Genomic DNA, 15,050 nt, shown 5'->3' with positions numbered 1-15,050 from the left:
TTCGATGGCCACAACCATCCGCGACGTCGCCCGCGCGGCCAGCGTGTCGATCGGCACCGTCTCGCGCGCATTGAAGAATCAGCCCGGCCTTTCCGAAGCCACCCGAGAACGCGTGGTCGAAGCGGCGCGGCAACTCGGCTATGACGCCGCTCAATTGCGTCCGCGCATCCGCCGCCTCACCTTTCTGCTGCACCGTCAGCACAACAACTTCGCCGCCAGCCCGTTCTTTTCGCACGTGCTGCATGGCGTGGAAGACGCGTGCCGCGAACGCGGCATCGTGCCTTCCGTGCTGACCGCCGGTCCGACCGAAGACGTGATCCAGCAGATGCGCCTGCATGCGCCGGACGCGGTGGCGATCGCCGGTTTCGTCGAGCCCGAAACGCTGACCACGCTGGTGGCGATGCAGCGCCCGCTCGTGCTGATCGACCTGTGGGCGCCGGGCCTGCGCTCGGTGAATCTCGACAACGCCACGGGCGCCACGCTCGCCATGCGGCATCTGTTCGACCAGCAGCGCAAGCGCGTCGCGTTCATCGGCGGCTCGCTCGCGCACTTCAGCATCGCCCAGCGCGCGCTCGGTTACCGACGCGCGTTTTTCGAAGCGGGCTTGCTGTTCGACCCATCGCTCGAAGTCACGATCGACGCCGGCCTCGATCCCGACAGCGGCGCCGCGCGCGCGATGCACCAGTTGCTCGATGCGCCCGGCCCGCGGCCTGACGCCGTGTTCGCCTACAACGACGCAGCCGCGCTCGCCGCGTTGCGCGCGTGCCTCGCACGCGGCATCCGCGTGCCCGAGGACATCGCGATCATCGGCTTCGACGACATTCCCGCCGCGGCTCACGCCACGCCGCCGCTGTCGACCATTTCGGTCGACAAGGAAGCACTCGGCCGGCGCGGCGTCGAGCTGCTGCTCGAAGATGCACCCGCCGAACCCGAAGTCCGCTTGCCCGTCCATCTCATTGCCCGTGCCAGTACTTTGGTAAAAACGCCATGACGCAATCCGATCCGCTTCACTCCGCCAACGACTCCGCCAACGGCGCCGCCGCGGCGCCGCCTGTCGACAGCTTTCGCAGCCGCGATTTTCTGCTCGCTCACGTGCAGGACACGCTGCACTTTTACGCGCCGAACGTGCTCGATCCGAGCGGCGGCTTCTTCCATTTCTTCCGCGACGACGGCTCGGTCTACGACAAGACCACGCGGCATCTGGTAAGCACGTGCCGCTACGTCTTCAACTACGCGATGGCGTATCGCCAGTTCGGCGACCCGCAGCATCTCGAGTACGCGCGCCACGGTCTGCGCTTTCTGCGCGAAGCGCATTGGGACGCCGAGCACGAAGGCTACGACTGGGAGCTCGAATGGCACGACGGCAAAAAACGCACGCTCGACGCAACGCGCCACTGCTATGGCCTCGCATTCGTGCTGCTCGCGTATTCGCATGCGGCGATGGCCGGCATCGAGGAAGCCAGACCGATGATCGGCGCGACCTTCGAGTTGATGGAACACCGCTTCTGGGACGCCGCCGCCGGCCTCTATGCCGACGATGCCACGCCCGACTGGCGCGTCAGTTCGTATCGCGGCCAGAACGCGAACATGCACACCACCGAGGCGCTCCTGAGCGCGCACGAGGCAACCGGGCACCTGGTCTATCTCGATCGCGCGGAACGGGTGGCGTCGAACATCACGCTGCGCCAGGCGAAGCTCTCGCAGGGCCTCGTGTGGGAGCACTTTCACGCCGACTGGTCGGTCGACTGGCATTACAACGAGGAAGACAGCTCGAACATCTTCCGTCCGTGGGGCTTCCAGCCCGGGCATCAGACCGAGTGGGCCAAACTACTGCTGATTCTCGAGCGCTATCGTCCGTTGCCGTGGCTGCTGCCGCGCGCCATCGAGCTATTCGACGCCGCGATGACGCACGCGTGGGACGAAGATCACGGCGGCCTCTATTACGGCTTCGGTCCGGACGGCACCGTGTGCGACCACGACAAGTATTTCTGGGTCCAGGCGGAGACGTTCGCGACCGCGGCGCTGCTCGGCAAGCGCACCGGCAACGAGCGTTTCTGGGACTGGTACGACGAGATCTGGCGCTACAGCTGGGCGCATTTCGTCGATCACAAGCATGGCGCGTGGTACCGCATCCTCACGTGCGACAACCGTAAGTACAGCGACGAAAAGAGTCCCGCCGGCAAGACCGACTATCACACGATGGGCGCGTGCTACGAGGTGCTGGCACACGCGCTGCCCGACGGCGCGGCCGCTGCGTCCGAATCCGCGGAGTAAGCAAAATGACCAACTTGAGCGCGAACACCGAATTCCCCTTCTTTGTCTCGGCCGGCGACATCCTCACCGATCTCGTACGGACCGGCGCCTCGCAATGGCTTTCGCGTCCTGGCGGCGCCGGCTGGAACGTCGCGCGCTGCGTGGCGCGGCTCGGTTTGCCGACGGCGTGCGCCGGGTCGCTGGGCGTCGATAACTTCTCCGACGAGCTATGGAACGCGAGCGTCGCCGCGGGGCTCGACATGCGCTTCATGCAGCGCGTGGAGCGCCCGCCTCTGCTGGCGATCGTTCATCAAACCCATCCACCCGCGTACTTTTTCATGGGTGAGAACGGCGCCGATCTGGCGTTCGACCCGGCGCGCCTGCCGGCTGGCTGGATCGGACAAGTGAAATGGGCGCATTTCGGCTGCATCAGCCTGGTCCGTCAGCCGCTTGGCGACACGCTTGCCGCGTTGGCCGCCGAGTTGCGCGCGCGCGGGGTGAAGATCAGTTTCGATCCGAATTACCGGAACCTGATGGAGCATGGCTACGAGCCTACGTTGCGCAAGATGGCCGCGCTGGCCGACCTGATCAAGGTGTCGGACGAAGATTTGCGCATGCTGTTCAAGACGGATGACGAAGCCGGCGCACTTGCCCGGCTGCGGGCGATGAATCCGTCGGCCACCGTGCTGGTCACGCGTGGGCCCGAGACCTCGATGCTGATCGACGGCGCCATGGTGGTGGAGGCTCGGCCGCCGCGGGTTGAAGTGGTCGATACGGTTGGAGCGGGGGATGCGTCGATCGGCGGTCTGCTTTTCAGCTTGATGACCGCACCGCAGCGCGCGTGGCCTGAGCACCTGGCCTTTTCTCTGGCCGCCGGCGCCGCGGCTTGCCGCCACGCCGGCGCGCATGCGCCGTCCCTGGATGAAGTTGTGGCGTTGCTGTAGTTTTTTTGCCTTGTGCGGCGCGTATCGTTGCAGACATCGGTGGAGACATCGGTTGCCAACATTGGGCGCCGCGCAAGCGAAAAGCCGAACCTCGATCGTCGTGCTAGGATGAAAAAACCCACCCCTTTGGAAGAAGGAGCGTCGCCATGGATGACATCACCTACACCAAAGGCATCTACACGGCCACCGCGTCGATAAGAGAAGTACAAAGCGACACGTGGCAGGGTGTGGTCACCCTTTCCCGCGACGAAGGCGAAGCATCTGCCGACCAGGAGACCACGGTCTACGAAGTCGAAACCACCTCGTCCACGCCCGAGGAAGCCCTCGAGGAAGCCAAGGCCCTCGCCCACCGCATCCTCGGCGAAATCGAACTCTAGGCAATCCGGCGCCGCGCCCATGACGCCGCGCCGCTCCTGAATCAACCGGCTGGAGGCGATCATGGCGGAACAGCTCTTCCTCTACGGCGTGTACTCGATTCACGTCCGCCCTCTCGAACTCAACGGCGCGCGCTGGGATGCGGAATACGAGATCCGGCATCGCGAGAAAGCCGTCAAGTCGTGGACCACGGTCGGCGGCGACAACGGCTATGCGGACGAAGCGGAGGCCGTCGCCGCCGCGCACCAGCAGGCGGTCGACGACATCGAACACGGCGCCGGCATTCCGAAGCCACGGGCCTTTCCGTAGACCCACAGCAAGCACATTGATGGAGGTGTGCGCATCGTCGGGCGAGTGGCGTCTCGGCAGTCTCTGCGCGCCCGTCCGAAGCGCCCCAGGCCGCGCCTTGGAAGCGTCACGTCTGCATCCCTGCAGCACGCTTTAGCCGCGCCGCTTTCAACGCCCCTGCCGCGCGCTGGAAATCACCTTCCGCACGCTAACCGTCGTGCTACGCTTTGCGCGTTTTCATCCCCACGAGCACGCGATGGCTACTGAACCATCAGACCGCTTTTCCAGTATCGCCGACGACGAAGCGCTGGCGCAGAGACGTCGCGCGCGCGGCAGCCGGGAATTGCGCCTGGACGATCGCGTGGTCATCGCGCACGGCATGCCGACGCCACTCTGGCAGGATCTCTATCACCGCGCACTGGTCGTCCGCTGGCCGACGTTCTTTGTCTCGCTTGGGATTTTGTTCCTGCTGCTCAATACCCTGTTTGCGACGCTCTACATGCTCGGCCGGGCGCCGATCGCCAATCAGTTTCCAGCGGGTTTCGGCGGTGCGTTTTTCTTCAGCGTCGAAACGCTCGCGACGGTCGGCTACGGCGATATGCATCCGCAAACCGTCTACGCGCACTGGATCGCGACACTGGAAATCTTCGTCGGCATGTCCAGTATCGCGTTGGCGACGGGGCTGATCTTCGCGCGCTTTTCACGCCCGCACGCCAAGATCATGTTTGCCCGCAACGCGGTCGTATGGCCGTACGAGGGCCGCATGACGCTGATGGTGCGCGCCGCCAACGCGCGTCAAAACGTGATCGCCGAAGCGCAGGCGAAACTTCGCCTCATGCGGCTGGAAACCTCCACCGAAGGCTATACGCTGCGCAAGCTCTACGACTTGACGCTGGTGCGCGACCAGCATCCCGTGTTCAAACTGGGCTGGGTCATGATGCACGTCATCGACGAAAGCAGTCCGCTATTTGGCGAGACCGCCGAAACGCTCAAGGGCAGTGATGCGTCGCTGTGGCTCACGCTCGAAGGGGTCGACGAATCGACCTCGCAGACCATGCAGGCGCGCCATATGTGGCGTTGCGAGCAGATCCGCTGGCAACACCGTTTCGTCGACATCATGCGCGAAGAGGGCGGCGTGAGTCACATCGACTACTCGCATTTCAACGAGGTCGTTCCGCTCGACTCGGCGCCGGCCGCCGCGCCCATGGCGAAAACGCCCACGCCGTAGAGCGCGCAGGCCGATTTCACCCTCGCGCCACGCACCAGGGCATACCCGAACCGGCCCGCCGCGCGGCAGATCCATCTCAAAACTTCATTAAAACGCGTGACCCGTCGCGCGGTTTCGTCGAACGCCGCGCCAAGTAGAAATAATTCACTCCAACTGGCGCTAAAAAATAGAGTCTCTTTCGCCGCGTCGCCTTTTGTGGTCCCCACCCCACGGCACGCGGATGCAAAACCGCAATTAATTGCATGGGATCGGAGTAAGCGCTAAAGCGCCAACTCCGATCGACATTGGAGACTCCCCCATGACCGCTCGCCTGCCCATCGACGGCACGCCCGCTCTCGCCGACTACAAGCTGTCCGACAATCTCACCGCCACGCGCGGCCGGATCTTCCTGACCGGCACGCAGGCGCTGGTGCGCCTTGCGCTAATGCAGCGCGCCGCCGACCGTGCACACGGCCTGAACACCGCCGGCTTCATCAGCGGCTATCGCGGCTCGCCGCTCGGCATGGTCGACCAGCAGTTGTGGAAAGCGAAGAAACTGCTCACGGCGAGTGATATTCGCTTTTTGCCCGCGATCAACGAAGAACTCGGCGGCACGGCGGTGCTCGGTACGCAACGGGTGGAATCGGACCCGGAGCGCACCGTCGAAGGGGTATTCGCGATGTGGTACGGCAAAGGCCCCGGCGTGGATCGCGCGGGCGACGCGCTGAAGCACGGCAACGCGTACGGCTCGTCGCCGCACGGCGGCGTGCTCGTAGTGGCGGGCGACGATCACGGCTGCGTGTCGTCGTCGATGCCGCATCAGAGCGACTTCGCGTTGATGGCCTGGCACATGCCGGTGGTGAATCCGTCGAACATCGCCGACATGCTCGAATTCGGCCTGTATGGCTGGGCGCTGTCGCGTTTCTCGGGTGCGTGGGTCGGCTACAAGGCGATTTCGGAAACGGTCGAATCCGGCTCGACGGTCGACCTCGATCAGCTGCAAACCGAATGGACGATTCCGCAGGATTTCGAAGCACCGGCGGGCGGCCTGCATAACCGCTGGCCCGATTTGCCCAGCCTGACGATCGAATCGCGGATGCACGCGAAGCTCGACGCGGTTCGTCATTTCGCGCGCACCAACAGCATCGACAAATGGATTGCGCCGAGTCCGCATGCGAATGTGGGGATCGTTACGTGCGGCAAGGCGCATCTGGACTTGATGGAAACCCTGCGCCGGCTCGATCTGACGGTCGCCGATCTGGAAGCGGCCGGCGTGCGGATCTACAAGGTCGGCTTGTCGTTCCCGCTGGAAATGACGCGTATCGACGCGTTCGTTTCCGGCCTCTCCGAAGTGCTGGTGATCGAGGAAAAAGGCCCGGTCATCGAGCAGCAGATCAAAGACTATCTGTACAACCGTACGCAAGGCGCGCGGCCGATCGTGGTCGGCAAGAACGCCGAAGACGGCACGCTGCTGCTGTCGTCGCTGGGTGAATTGCGGCCCTCGCGCATTCTGCCGGTGTTCGCCAACTGGCTCGCAAAGCATAAGCCGGCGCTGGATCGCCGCGAGCGCGTGGTCGATCTGGTGGCGCCGCAAATTCTCTCGAACGCCGCGGATAGCGTGAAACGTACGCCGTATTTCTGCTCGGGCTGCCCGCACAACACGTCGACCAAAGTGCCTGAGGGTTCCATCGCGCATGCGGGGATTGGGTGCCACTTCATGGCGTCATGGATGGAGCGCGACACGACCGGTCTGATTCAGATGGGCGGCGAAGGCGTCGATTGGGCCTCGCATTCAATGTTCACGAAAACGCGCCACGTGTTCCAGAATCTCGGCGACGGCACCTACTTTCACTCGGGCATTCTCGCGATCCGTCAGGCCGTGGCCGCGAATGCCACCATCACGTACAAGATTCTGTATAACGATGCGGTCGCGATGACAGGCGGCCAACCGGTCGACGGCAGCATCTCGGTGCCGCAAATCGCGCGTCAGGTGGAAGCCGAAGGCGTGTCGCGTTTCGTCGTGGTCAGCGACGAGCCGGAGAAATACGACGGCCACCACGACCTCTTTCCGAAGGGCACGACGTTCCACCATCGCAGCGAAATGGACACCGTGCAGCGCGAATTGCGCGATACCGACGGCGTGACGGTGCTGATCTACGACCAGACCTGTGCGGCTGAAAAACGGCGCCGCCGGAAGAAAGGCGAATTCCCCGATCCGGACAAGCGTCTCTTCATCAACGAGGAAGTGTGCGAAGGCTGCGGCGATTGCGGCGTGCAATCGAATTGTTTATCGGTCGAACCGGTTGAGACTGCGTTGGGGCGTAAGCGCCGCATCGATCAATCGTCGTGCAATAAAGACTACTCCTGCGTGAACGGTTTCTGCCCGAGCTTCGTCACCGTGGAAGGCGGCAAGCTGAAGAAAGCCGCGGGCGCCGCGTTCGATCCGGCCGCGCTCGCCGCACGCGTCGACGCCTTGCCCGTTCCCGCAACGCATCTCGATGCCGCGCCGTACGACATTCTGGTGACGGGCGTTGGCGGCACGGGTGTCGTCACGGTCGGCGCGTTGATCAGCATGGCCGCACATCTGGAGGGCAAGAGTGCGTCGGTGCTCGACTTCATGGGCTTCGCGCAAAAAGGCGGCTCCGTGCTGTCGTTCGTGCGCTTCGCGGCGCGCGACGAGTGGCTCAATCAGGTGCGTATCGACACGCAACAGGCCGACGTGCTGCTCGCCTGCGACATGGTGGTGGGCGCGAGCGCCGATGCCCTGCAAACAGTGCGTCATGGCCGCACGCGCATCGTCGTCAACACGCATGCGATTCCGAACGCGACCTTCGTGCAGAATCCGGATGCGACGCTGCATGCCGACGCGCTGATCGACAAGATGCGCCACGCGGCAGGCGACGACCGCATGTCGACGTGCGACGCCCAGGCGCTCGCCACGCGCTTTCTCGGCGACACCATCGGCGCGAACATTCTGATGCTCGGCTATGCCTGGCAACTCGGTCTGGTGCCGGTGTCGTTCGCCGCGATGATGCGTGCGATCGAGTTGAACAACGTCGCCGTGCAGATGAATCAACTGGCGTTTTCGATTGGACGTGTGGCCGCTGAAGATCCGGCAGCGCTCGAATCGCTGTGGCAGGCGCGGCATCTGGCGAAGCAGGCGGTTCGCGTCGATACGCTCCATGACCTGATCGCGCATCGCGAGAGCCGTCTGCAAACCTACGGTGGCGCGAGCTATGTGAAGCGCTATCGCGCGCTGGTCGACGCGGCGCGTCGTGCGGAAACCGCGGTCGACGCAAAGAGTGAACGCATCACACGTGCCGTGGCGACGACGTTCTATCGCCTGCTCGCGGTGAAAGACGAATACGAAGTGGCGCGCCTGCATACGGATGCGGCCTTCCGCGAAGCACTGGAAGCACAATTCGAAGGTATCGCAGGCAAGGACTTCGGCATCAAGTTCAACCTCGCGCCGCCGACGCTTACGCGCCCGCAACCGGGCGTCAATCCGACCAAGAGGACCTTCGGCCAATGGATGTGGCCGGTGCTCGGCGTGATGGCGAAGTTCAGCAGTCTGCGCGGCACGATGCTCGATCCGTTCGGCCGCACACTCGAACGCAAGATGGAGCGCGAACTCGCCGACGACTACGAAACCACGTTGCAGCGCGCGTTCGCGAAGCTCAACGCGAACAATCTGGAAGACGTCGCGAAGCTGGCCGATCTGCATGCGCGTGTACGCGGTTACGGTCACGTAAAGCTGGCGAATCTGGCGGGCGTGAAGCGCGGCGAGCGCGATCTGGCTGCGCGCTTGCAGATCGAAGCGGCGACGAGCGCATCGGTGACGAAGTCACTGGCAGAGGTCAAGGGCGCCGGGCAGTTGCGCGGAATTCCGGTGGTCGTCGCGAAGTAATTCTTCCACAAGCGTATGAGAAATGCCGCTTCGAAGCTCAACGCGAAGCGGCATTTTTTTGCCTGATGGATTTGTTACGCGTGGCCTCTGCTCTGGTAGCGTTGATTTTTCGCCGGACCATTTTGCTACGCACGGCGTCCAATAGCGCTGATTGTCTTCCTGATCAATCAGCTACGCTTTGCGTCCAGTAGCGCTCGCACCTGCGCGACTTTTGCCGCATCGACCGGTGCGAGGCCGTTGCCGCCAACGCGCACACCCGAACCGAAGTGAACCGCTTGAACTTGCGTCTTGCTCACGAAGCCGGCCACTGCGTCGATGGTCAAACCCGCGCCCGCCAGCACCGTGCAATGTGAGCCGGATGCTTGCCGCACCAGGTCACGCACGATCGACTCCGCCTGCAGTACCGAAGGTTTTCCGCCCGAAGTCAGCACATTCGTCACGGCATCGAAGCCGAGCAGCACGTCGAGCGCTTCTTGCAAATCACGCGTTTCGTCGAACGCGCGATGGAAGGTGATCGCCAGACCATCCGCTGCATCGATCGCACGCGCAAGGCCTTCGCGATCGATCTCACCGTCGGCCGTCAGCATGCCGATCACCACGCCGTTCGCACCGGCCGCCTTGACTGCTCGCACGTCGCGCAGCATCACGGCGTAGTCGTCGGCGTCGTACACAAAGGAGCGGCTATGCGGCCGGACGATGACGTTGACCGGGACGCTGGCCGCCGGGACGCCGGCCGCCCGGACCCCGACTGCCGATACGCCGGCTGCGGGGACGTTGGTTGCCGGTATGGCGGTCGCCGGCAAACCCGCGGAGGGATTTTCCATCGCCGCAACCACTGCTTCGATCAAGCCAAGGCTCGGCGTCAACCCGCCCTCGCCCATCGCGGTGACGAGTTCGAGGCGGTTCGCACCCGCCTGCGCGGCAAGCCGGGCGTCGGCAACGGTCGTGGCGATGACTTCGAGTAAGACGGACATAAGCGCGGCTGAGTATGGTTAAAGACGACATGATCTCAGAACCGCCACCGCTCTCCCAATCCGCACCGCCAGAACCGCCGCGCCCTTTTCCAATCGAACCGCCAGAACCGCCGGCCCCTCCCAACCAAACCATCGAATCCGCTATTCCTCGATCCAATCGATATCGCCGCACAGCACGCACGTCTGCTCGCCGACACGCGTTGCCACCGAGAGTGTCACGCACGGCAACGCTTCGTTGATCGACAGATACGGACGTGTCACATGCACACGTTCCGGCGCGTTGATCGCCGCGCGGAAATACGGACGACGCAGCCAGTTCGCGCCTTGCGCATCGGCAAGCGGCAAAAACCGCGTTTCATGCGCCGCGCGATCGGCGCGCAGCACAACGTTGCGGCCCGCCTGCTTGCCCTTGGCATCGAGCAGAAAACAGCGTGCGGCATGGTCGAGCGCGAGGAAGTTCCAGCACACTTCCTCGAGCGGCTCGCCGGCGGCGAGCCGTTCCGCCGCACGTTCGAACGCTCGCAGGTACGGTGTGAGACGGCTCGCATTGCGGCGCTCGCGTGCTTCGGCCTGATCGCGATAGCGGTCGGTGACTTCGCTGATGCAAGTCGCGGCGTGCGCTGCGTCGGCCGCGCCTGGACTCGGCCGGCCGAAGAAGAATCCCTGCACGAAGTCCGCGTCGCAGGCGAGCGCCATCTGCGCTTCATGCTCCGTTTCGACGCCTTCGATCAGGACCAGCTTGCCCGCCTCGTGCAGCAGCGCCACCAGCCCCGGCAGAATCGTCGCCATATCGGCGCGATGCGCGGCGTGCGACAACATGATGCGGTCGAGCTTCACGATGTCGGGATTCAACTGCCAGATCCGTTCAACGTTGGAATGGCCGGCACCGAAGTCGTCGAGTGCGATGAGGAAACCCCGCTCGCGGAATTGGCGCACCGCATCGGCGAGACGTTCGAGATCTTCCGCGCGCTGCTCGAGCACCTCGAGCACGATCCGCCGCGGCGGCAGATCGAGTCGCTTGAGGTTGGCGAGCAAGGCGGCGGCGAGATACGGATCGGTGAGCGCGCCGGGATGCACGTTCAGGAACAACCATTCGCGCTCGGCGCCGAGCACCTTGAAGTTCTCCAGATGCAGGGTCTGGGCGAGCCGGTCGACTTGCAGCACGTCGCCCAGACGCGCCGCCTCGCCGAATACGTCGAGCGGCGACACAGGCCGGTCCAGCGCATCGTGCGCGCGCAGCAGCCCTTCGTAGCCCACTGCCCGCATATGCGACAGGCTGAAAATCGGTTGAAATACGCTGGTCAGCGTCAGCTCGCCATGCTGCACCGAAAAACGTTCGAGCCCCGACGTCACCTCGACATCGAAGCCATGCGGCGCGGTGGCCGTCCTTTCTTGTTGCGCAATCGTCATGCAATCCTCTCACGCGAGAGTCGGGCCGGTCCGGACGCGGAAGCGAACAACCTCGGCACCGTTTCTCAAAATGTGCGTCATCGATATTCCTTAAGCAAGCTCCATGCGCACGCTGGCGCACATTCGAATGAAATTTGCATGAAAGATTGCACCGGCGAACGAGCCGATGCGCCGCACGTGGGCGTGACGCGCACCGTTTAGGTGCATCGCCCTTTCTGGATGCTGACCCGCTACGCTCGCGGCGCCCTGCCGAGTCGGCCTTGGCGAGATGCGGCGTCGGGCTAAACTGCTTCCTTGTGCCTCAGGCACGCCTTATGGCTGTCAGGCGTCGGCGTCATCGACGTTTCGCTGAGGAAGCACCGTTATATTTCCAGAAATAGATCGATGGATATTGTCTTTACCGTACTGATTCTTTTGCTCGCCGTCGCCGCTTCCGGCGTCGTTATCCGGATGCTGCCGGTCGCCTTGCCGCTGCCGCTGGTCCAGATCGCGATCGGCTCATTGCTCGCATGGCCGAGGCTCGGGCTGCACGTCAGCTTCGATCCGGAAATTTTCATGATGCTGTTCATTCCGCCGCTGCTGTTCGCGGACGGATGGCGGATCCCGAAGCGCGAATTGTTCATGGCGCGCCGCTCCATCCTGATGCTCGCGCTTGGTCTGGTTTTCATGACGGTGCTGGCGGTCGGCTACTTCATCCACGCGTTGGTGCCGTCGATCCCGCTGCCGGTTGCGTTCGCGCTTGCCGCAGTGCTGTCGCCGACCGATGCGGTGGCGCTGACCGGCATCGCAGGCAAGGGCAAGATTCCCGGGCGGCTGATGCATATCCTCGAAGGCGAGGCCTTGATGAACGACGCGTCGGGCCTTGTCGCGTTGAAGTTCGCGATTGCCGCAGCGCTGACGGGGGTGTTCTCGCTGCGCGACGCGTCGATCAGCTTCGTGATCATTGCGGCCGGCGGTCTCGCAACGGGCGCAGCGGTGAGCTGGGCGTTCAGCTTTATGGCGGCGCGCTTTCTGAGCCTTGACGAAGAAGACGATCCTGCGCCCGGCGTGGTGATGACGCTGCTGATTCCGTTCGCCGCGTATCTGACCGCCGAGCGCTTCGAGTTGTCGGGCATTCTGGCCGCGGTCGCGGCCGGCATGATGATGAACTACACGAACATCGCGAACGTCGGGCCGGTGTCGTCGCGCGTGCGTGCGAACAGCACGTGGACGATGATCGAATTCGTCTTCAACGGCATGGTGTTCATTCTGCTGGGGCTGCAGTTTCCGCACATTCTTGGCCGCGCACTGCTCGACGCGCACGAGACCAGCGATGCGGAAGTGTGGCGGCTGATCGGCTACATCGCCACAGTCGCGGCGGCGCTCTACGCGTTGCGCTTCGTGTGGGTATGGCTGCTGCGCTGGTTCGCGAGCCGCGGCGCGGCGAAGCACGGCGTGGCGAACGCTGTGCCCGGATTGCGCACGGCCACGGTGATGACGGTGGCCGGCGTGCGTGGCGCGGTGACGCTGGCGGGTGTGTTGTCGTTGCCCGAAGTGTTGCCGGGCGGTATGCCGTTGCCGGGACGGGACCTGGCTATTTTCATTGCCTCGGGCGTGATTCTGCTCTCGCTGCTGGTGGCAGTCGTGACGTTGCCGCTGTTGTTGCGGGGCTGGCGGCGGGGTAAGGATCCACACGCCGCGGAGGAAGCGATGGCGCGCACGATAGCGGCGCAAGCCGCGATTCGTGCGGTCGACGAGGTGCACGATATCGACTGCGCGGATCTGGATGAATCGGCATCGGCATACGCGGCGGATGTCACCGCGCGAGTCATGGACATTTATCGACGACGGCTCGCCACGCTCGAAGCAGACCAGGCGCCACGTGAACTCGCACGCCGTGCCGATGCGTTGGAGTTCAGGATGAAGTTGGCGGCGATGCGAGCCGAGCGGAAGGTACTGCTTGCGCTACGCAATAGTCAGGCAATCAACGACGAGACTTTGAACAAGCTCATGCGCGAGGTGGATCTATCGGAGACGGCGCTGACCGCGCGGAAGCGATAGCGGCGGGTAGCGCTAACGGTCATCGTCGCGACGCGGCGATGGTCCTTCTCTCGATCGCTCGATCGCTCGATCGCAAGTCACAAGAGAAAGGACCATCGCCCCGGTCAATCAGGCCACCGGTCCCTGCGCCGGCTTCCTTCTCAGGAGCGCGTACAAAATGATCGCACCGAAGGTAGCGGTACCGATCCCACCGAGTCCGAACCCACCGAGCTTCAACGAAAAATCCCCGGCGCCCAGCACGAGCGTCACCGCCGCCACGATCAGATTCCGGTTGTCGGAGAAATCGACCTTATTCACGACCCAGATGCGCGCCCCGGTCACGGCAATCAGGCCGAACACGACAATCGACACGCCGCCGAGCACCGGCCCCGGAATGGTCTGAATCACTGCGCCGAACTTGGGCGAAAAACCCAGAACCAGCGCAATCGCCGCGGCAATCACAAACACCAGGGTCGAATAGATTTTGGTCACGGCCATCACGCCGATGTTCTCGGCATACGTCGTCACCCCGGTGCCGCCGGCGAAGCCGGACACGATCGTCGCGAGTCCATCGCCGAGAAACGCACGGCCGACGTAGCGGTCCAGGTTCTGACCGGTCATCGCGCTGACCGCCTTGATATGCCCGAGGTTTTCAGCAACCAGAATCACGGCGATCGGTGCAAGCAAGGTCATGGCCTGCATGTTGAAAACAGGCGCCGTGAAGTGCGGCATGCCAAACCACGCAGCGTTCGCGACAATCGCGAAGTCAATCGGCTTGCCCATGCCGAGACCATTCGTGACGATCGCGTAGATCACGTACGCCATTAGCAGACCAACCAGAATCAGCAAGCGCTGCAGCATGCCGTGCGCGAACACCGCGACCGCGCCGACGCACAGCACCGTCACCAGCGCCATCCACGAATCGAAGTTGCTGCCGCTCACGCCATGCACCGCGATCGGCGCGAGATTCAGCCCGATCACGCAGACGATCGCCCCGGTCACGACCGGCGGCATCAGCGTTTCAATCCACTTCGTACCGACCGCCGACACGATCAGGCCAATGATCGCGTACACGACCCCGCACGCGATGATCCCGCCTAGCGCCACGGGAATGTTCATGTTCTGACCGTGGCCGCCATATCCCGTCACCGCGATCACCAGACCGATGAACGCGAAGCTCGAACCGAGATAGCTCGGTACGCGCCCGCCCACGAGTACGAAGAACAGCAGGGTGCCGATCCCCGACATGAAGATGCACAGGTTCGGATCGAAGCCCATCAGCAAGGGCGCAAGCACGGTGGAACCGAACATCGCGACAACGTGCTGAATACCCATTGCAAACATCTGCGGCCACGCGAGACGCTCGTCGGTGCCGACAATGCGGCCCTCGGCAGCGCTCGGCTGGGCGCGCCAGCGTGGGAAATAGGAATCGGCCATGGCGGGGGTTCTCCTCTGTCGGCGTTTTAGTGGACGGCGCAGCGAAACGGCGCCGTCTGGGAATTACGCGCGAGTGTACGGAGAGCCACCAGGCCTGGCAAGGGCGGCAGAAACGGGCAGCAAAGCGCACATCCCAAACCGCGCTGAAGCGTATGACGAACACGACGCCCGAGCCTGGCATGTACGGGGTGACATGGGCTGCGCATGACATGAATACCACGCCCGCAGGGTCACCA

Annotated in this window: 11 protein-coding genes; 8 read left to right on the top strand and 3 right to left on the bottom strand. The window is 63.7% G+C overall.

Going from position 1 to position 15,050, the window contains the following annotated elements; genetic code table 11:
- Nucleotides 1-4: 4 nt before the first annotated feature.
- From DSC91_RS26960 to DSC91_RS26930, 7 genes are all read left to right on the top strand, one after another.
- Nucleotides 5-991 carry a LacI family DNA-binding transcriptional regulator gene (locus DSC91_RS26960; protein ID WP_115783527.1) on the top strand — a complete coding sequence of 329 codons (987 nt, stop codon included), beginning with the start codon at nt 5-7 and terminating at the stop codon, nt 989-991.
- Nucleotides 988-2,274 (top strand): AGE family epimerase/isomerase, encoded by a 1,287-nt coding sequence (locus DSC91_RS26955; RefSeq protein WP_115781644.1) that lies wholly within the window; start codon nt 988-990, stop codon nt 2,272-2,274. Before DSC91_RS26960 ends, DSC91_RS26955 begins: the two co-directional genes overlap by 4 nt.
- A 5-nt stretch (nt 2,275-2,279) precedes the next feature.
- Nucleotides 2,280-3,197 carry a carbohydrate kinase family protein gene (locus tag DSC91_RS26950; protein ID WP_115781643.1) on the top strand — a complete coding sequence of 306 codons (918 nt, stop codon included), beginning with the start codon at nt 2,280-2,282 and terminating at the stop codon, nt 3,195-3,197.
- 146 nt (nt 3,198-3,343) lie between these two features.
- A complete protein-coding gene (locus DSC91_RS26945) occupies nt 3,344-3,574 on the top strand; it encodes a hypothetical protein (protein WP_115781642.1) in 231 nt (76 codons plus the stop codon).
- A gap of 61 nt (nt 3,575-3,635) precedes the next feature.
- On the top strand, nt 3,636-3,881 hold the full coding sequence (locus DSC91_RS26940; protein ID WP_115781641.1) for a hypothetical protein: 246 nt from the start codon (nt 3,636-3,638) through the stop codon (nt 3,879-3,881).
- A gap of 235 nt (nt 3,882-4,116) precedes the next feature.
- Entirely contained in the window at nt 4,117-5,088 is a 972-nt protein-coding gene (locus DSC91_RS26935; protein WP_115781640.1) for an ion channel, read from the top strand.
- Nucleotides 5,089-5,386: 298 nt separating this feature from the next.
- Complete coding sequence (locus DSC91_RS26930; protein ID WP_115781639.1) at nt 5,387-8,974, top strand: indolepyruvate ferredoxin oxidoreductase family protein; 3,588 nt, start codon at nt 5,387-5,389, stop codon at nt 8,972-8,974.
- A 167-nt stretch (nt 8,975-9,141) separates the two neighbouring features.
- Here the strand turns inward: DSC91_RS26930 and DSC91_RS26925 are convergent, their stop codons facing one another.
- Nucleotides 9,142-9,948, bottom strand: coding sequence for a copper homeostasis protein CutC (locus tag DSC91_RS26925; protein ID WP_115781638.1), 807 nt, complete (start codon nt 9,946-9,948; stop codon nt 9,142-9,144).
- Nucleotides 9,949-10,089: 141 nt separating this feature from the next.
- Entirely contained in the window at nt 10,090-11,358 is a 1,269-nt protein-coding gene (locus DSC91_RS26920; protein ID WP_115781637.1) for a sensor domain-containing phosphodiesterase, read from the bottom strand.
- A gap of 384 nt (nt 11,359-11,742) precedes the next feature.
- On the opposite strand from DSC91_RS26920, the gene DSC91_RS26915 reads away from it, so the two are divergent.
- Complete coding sequence (locus tag DSC91_RS26915; protein ID WP_115781636.1) at nt 11,743-13,398, top strand: Na+/H+ antiporter; 1,656 nt, start codon at nt 11,743-11,745, stop codon at nt 13,396-13,398.
- A 108-nt stretch (nt 13,399-13,506) separates the two neighbouring features.
- Here the strand turns inward: DSC91_RS26915 and DSC91_RS26910 are convergent, their stop codons facing one another.
- A complete protein-coding gene (locus DSC91_RS26910) occupies nt 13,507-14,814 on the bottom strand; it encodes a solute carrier family 23 protein (RefSeq protein WP_115781635.1) in 1,308 nt (435 codons plus the stop codon).
- Nucleotides 14,815-15,050 lie beyond the last annotated feature (236 nt).

It is taken from the genome of Paraburkholderia caffeinilytica, from assembly GCF_003368325.1.
GTDB lineage: Bacteria > Pseudomonadota > Gammaproteobacteria > Burkholderiales > Burkholderiaceae > Paraburkholderia > Paraburkholderia caffeinilytica.
Note: the sequence above shows the minus strand (reverse complement) of the source record. Positions and strands in the feature narration are given on the sequence as shown.

Excerpts from the sequence above, each read along its gene's own strand:
- DSC91_RS26960 (WP_115783527.1), top strand. The coding sequence starts at position 5 with ATGGCCACAACCATCCGCGACGTCGCCCGCGCGGCCAGCGTGTCGATC.
- DSC91_RS26955 (WP_115781644.1), top strand. The coding sequence starts at position 988 with ATGACGCAATCCGATCCGCTTCACTCCGCCAACGACTCCGCCAACGGC.
- DSC91_RS26950 (WP_115781643.1), top strand. The coding sequence starts at position 2,280 with ATGACCAACTTGAGCGCGAACACCGAATTCCCCTTCTTTGTCTCGGCC.
- DSC91_RS26945 (WP_115781642.1), top strand. The coding sequence starts at position 3,344 with ATGGATGACATCACCTACACCAAAGGCATCTACACGGCCACCGCGTCG.
- DSC91_RS26940 (WP_115781641.1), top strand. The coding sequence starts at position 3,636 with ATGGCGGAACAGCTCTTCCTCTACGGCGTGTACTCGATTCACGTCCGC.
- DSC91_RS26935 (WP_115781640.1), top strand. The coding sequence starts at position 4,117 with ATGGCTACTGAACCATCAGACCGCTTTTCCAGTATCGCCGACGACGAA.
- DSC91_RS26930 (WP_115781639.1), top strand. The coding sequence starts at position 5,387 with ATGACCGCTCGCCTGCCCATCGACGGCACGCCCGCTCTCGCCGACTAC.
- DSC91_RS26925 (WP_115781638.1), bottom strand. The coding sequence starts at position 9,948 with ATGTCCGTCTTACTCGAAGTCATCGCCACGACCGTTGCCGACGCCCGG.
- DSC91_RS26920 (WP_115781637.1), bottom strand. The coding sequence starts at position 11,358 with ATGACGATTGCGCAACAAGAAAGGACGGCCACCGCGCCGCATGGCTTC.
- DSC91_RS26915 (WP_115781636.1), top strand. The coding sequence starts at position 11,743 with ATGGATATTGTCTTTACCGTACTGATTCTTTTGCTCGCCGTCGCCGCT.
- DSC91_RS26910 (WP_115781635.1), bottom strand. The coding sequence starts at position 14,814 with ATGGCCGATTCCTATTTCCCACGCTGGCGCGCCCAGCCGAGCGCTGCC.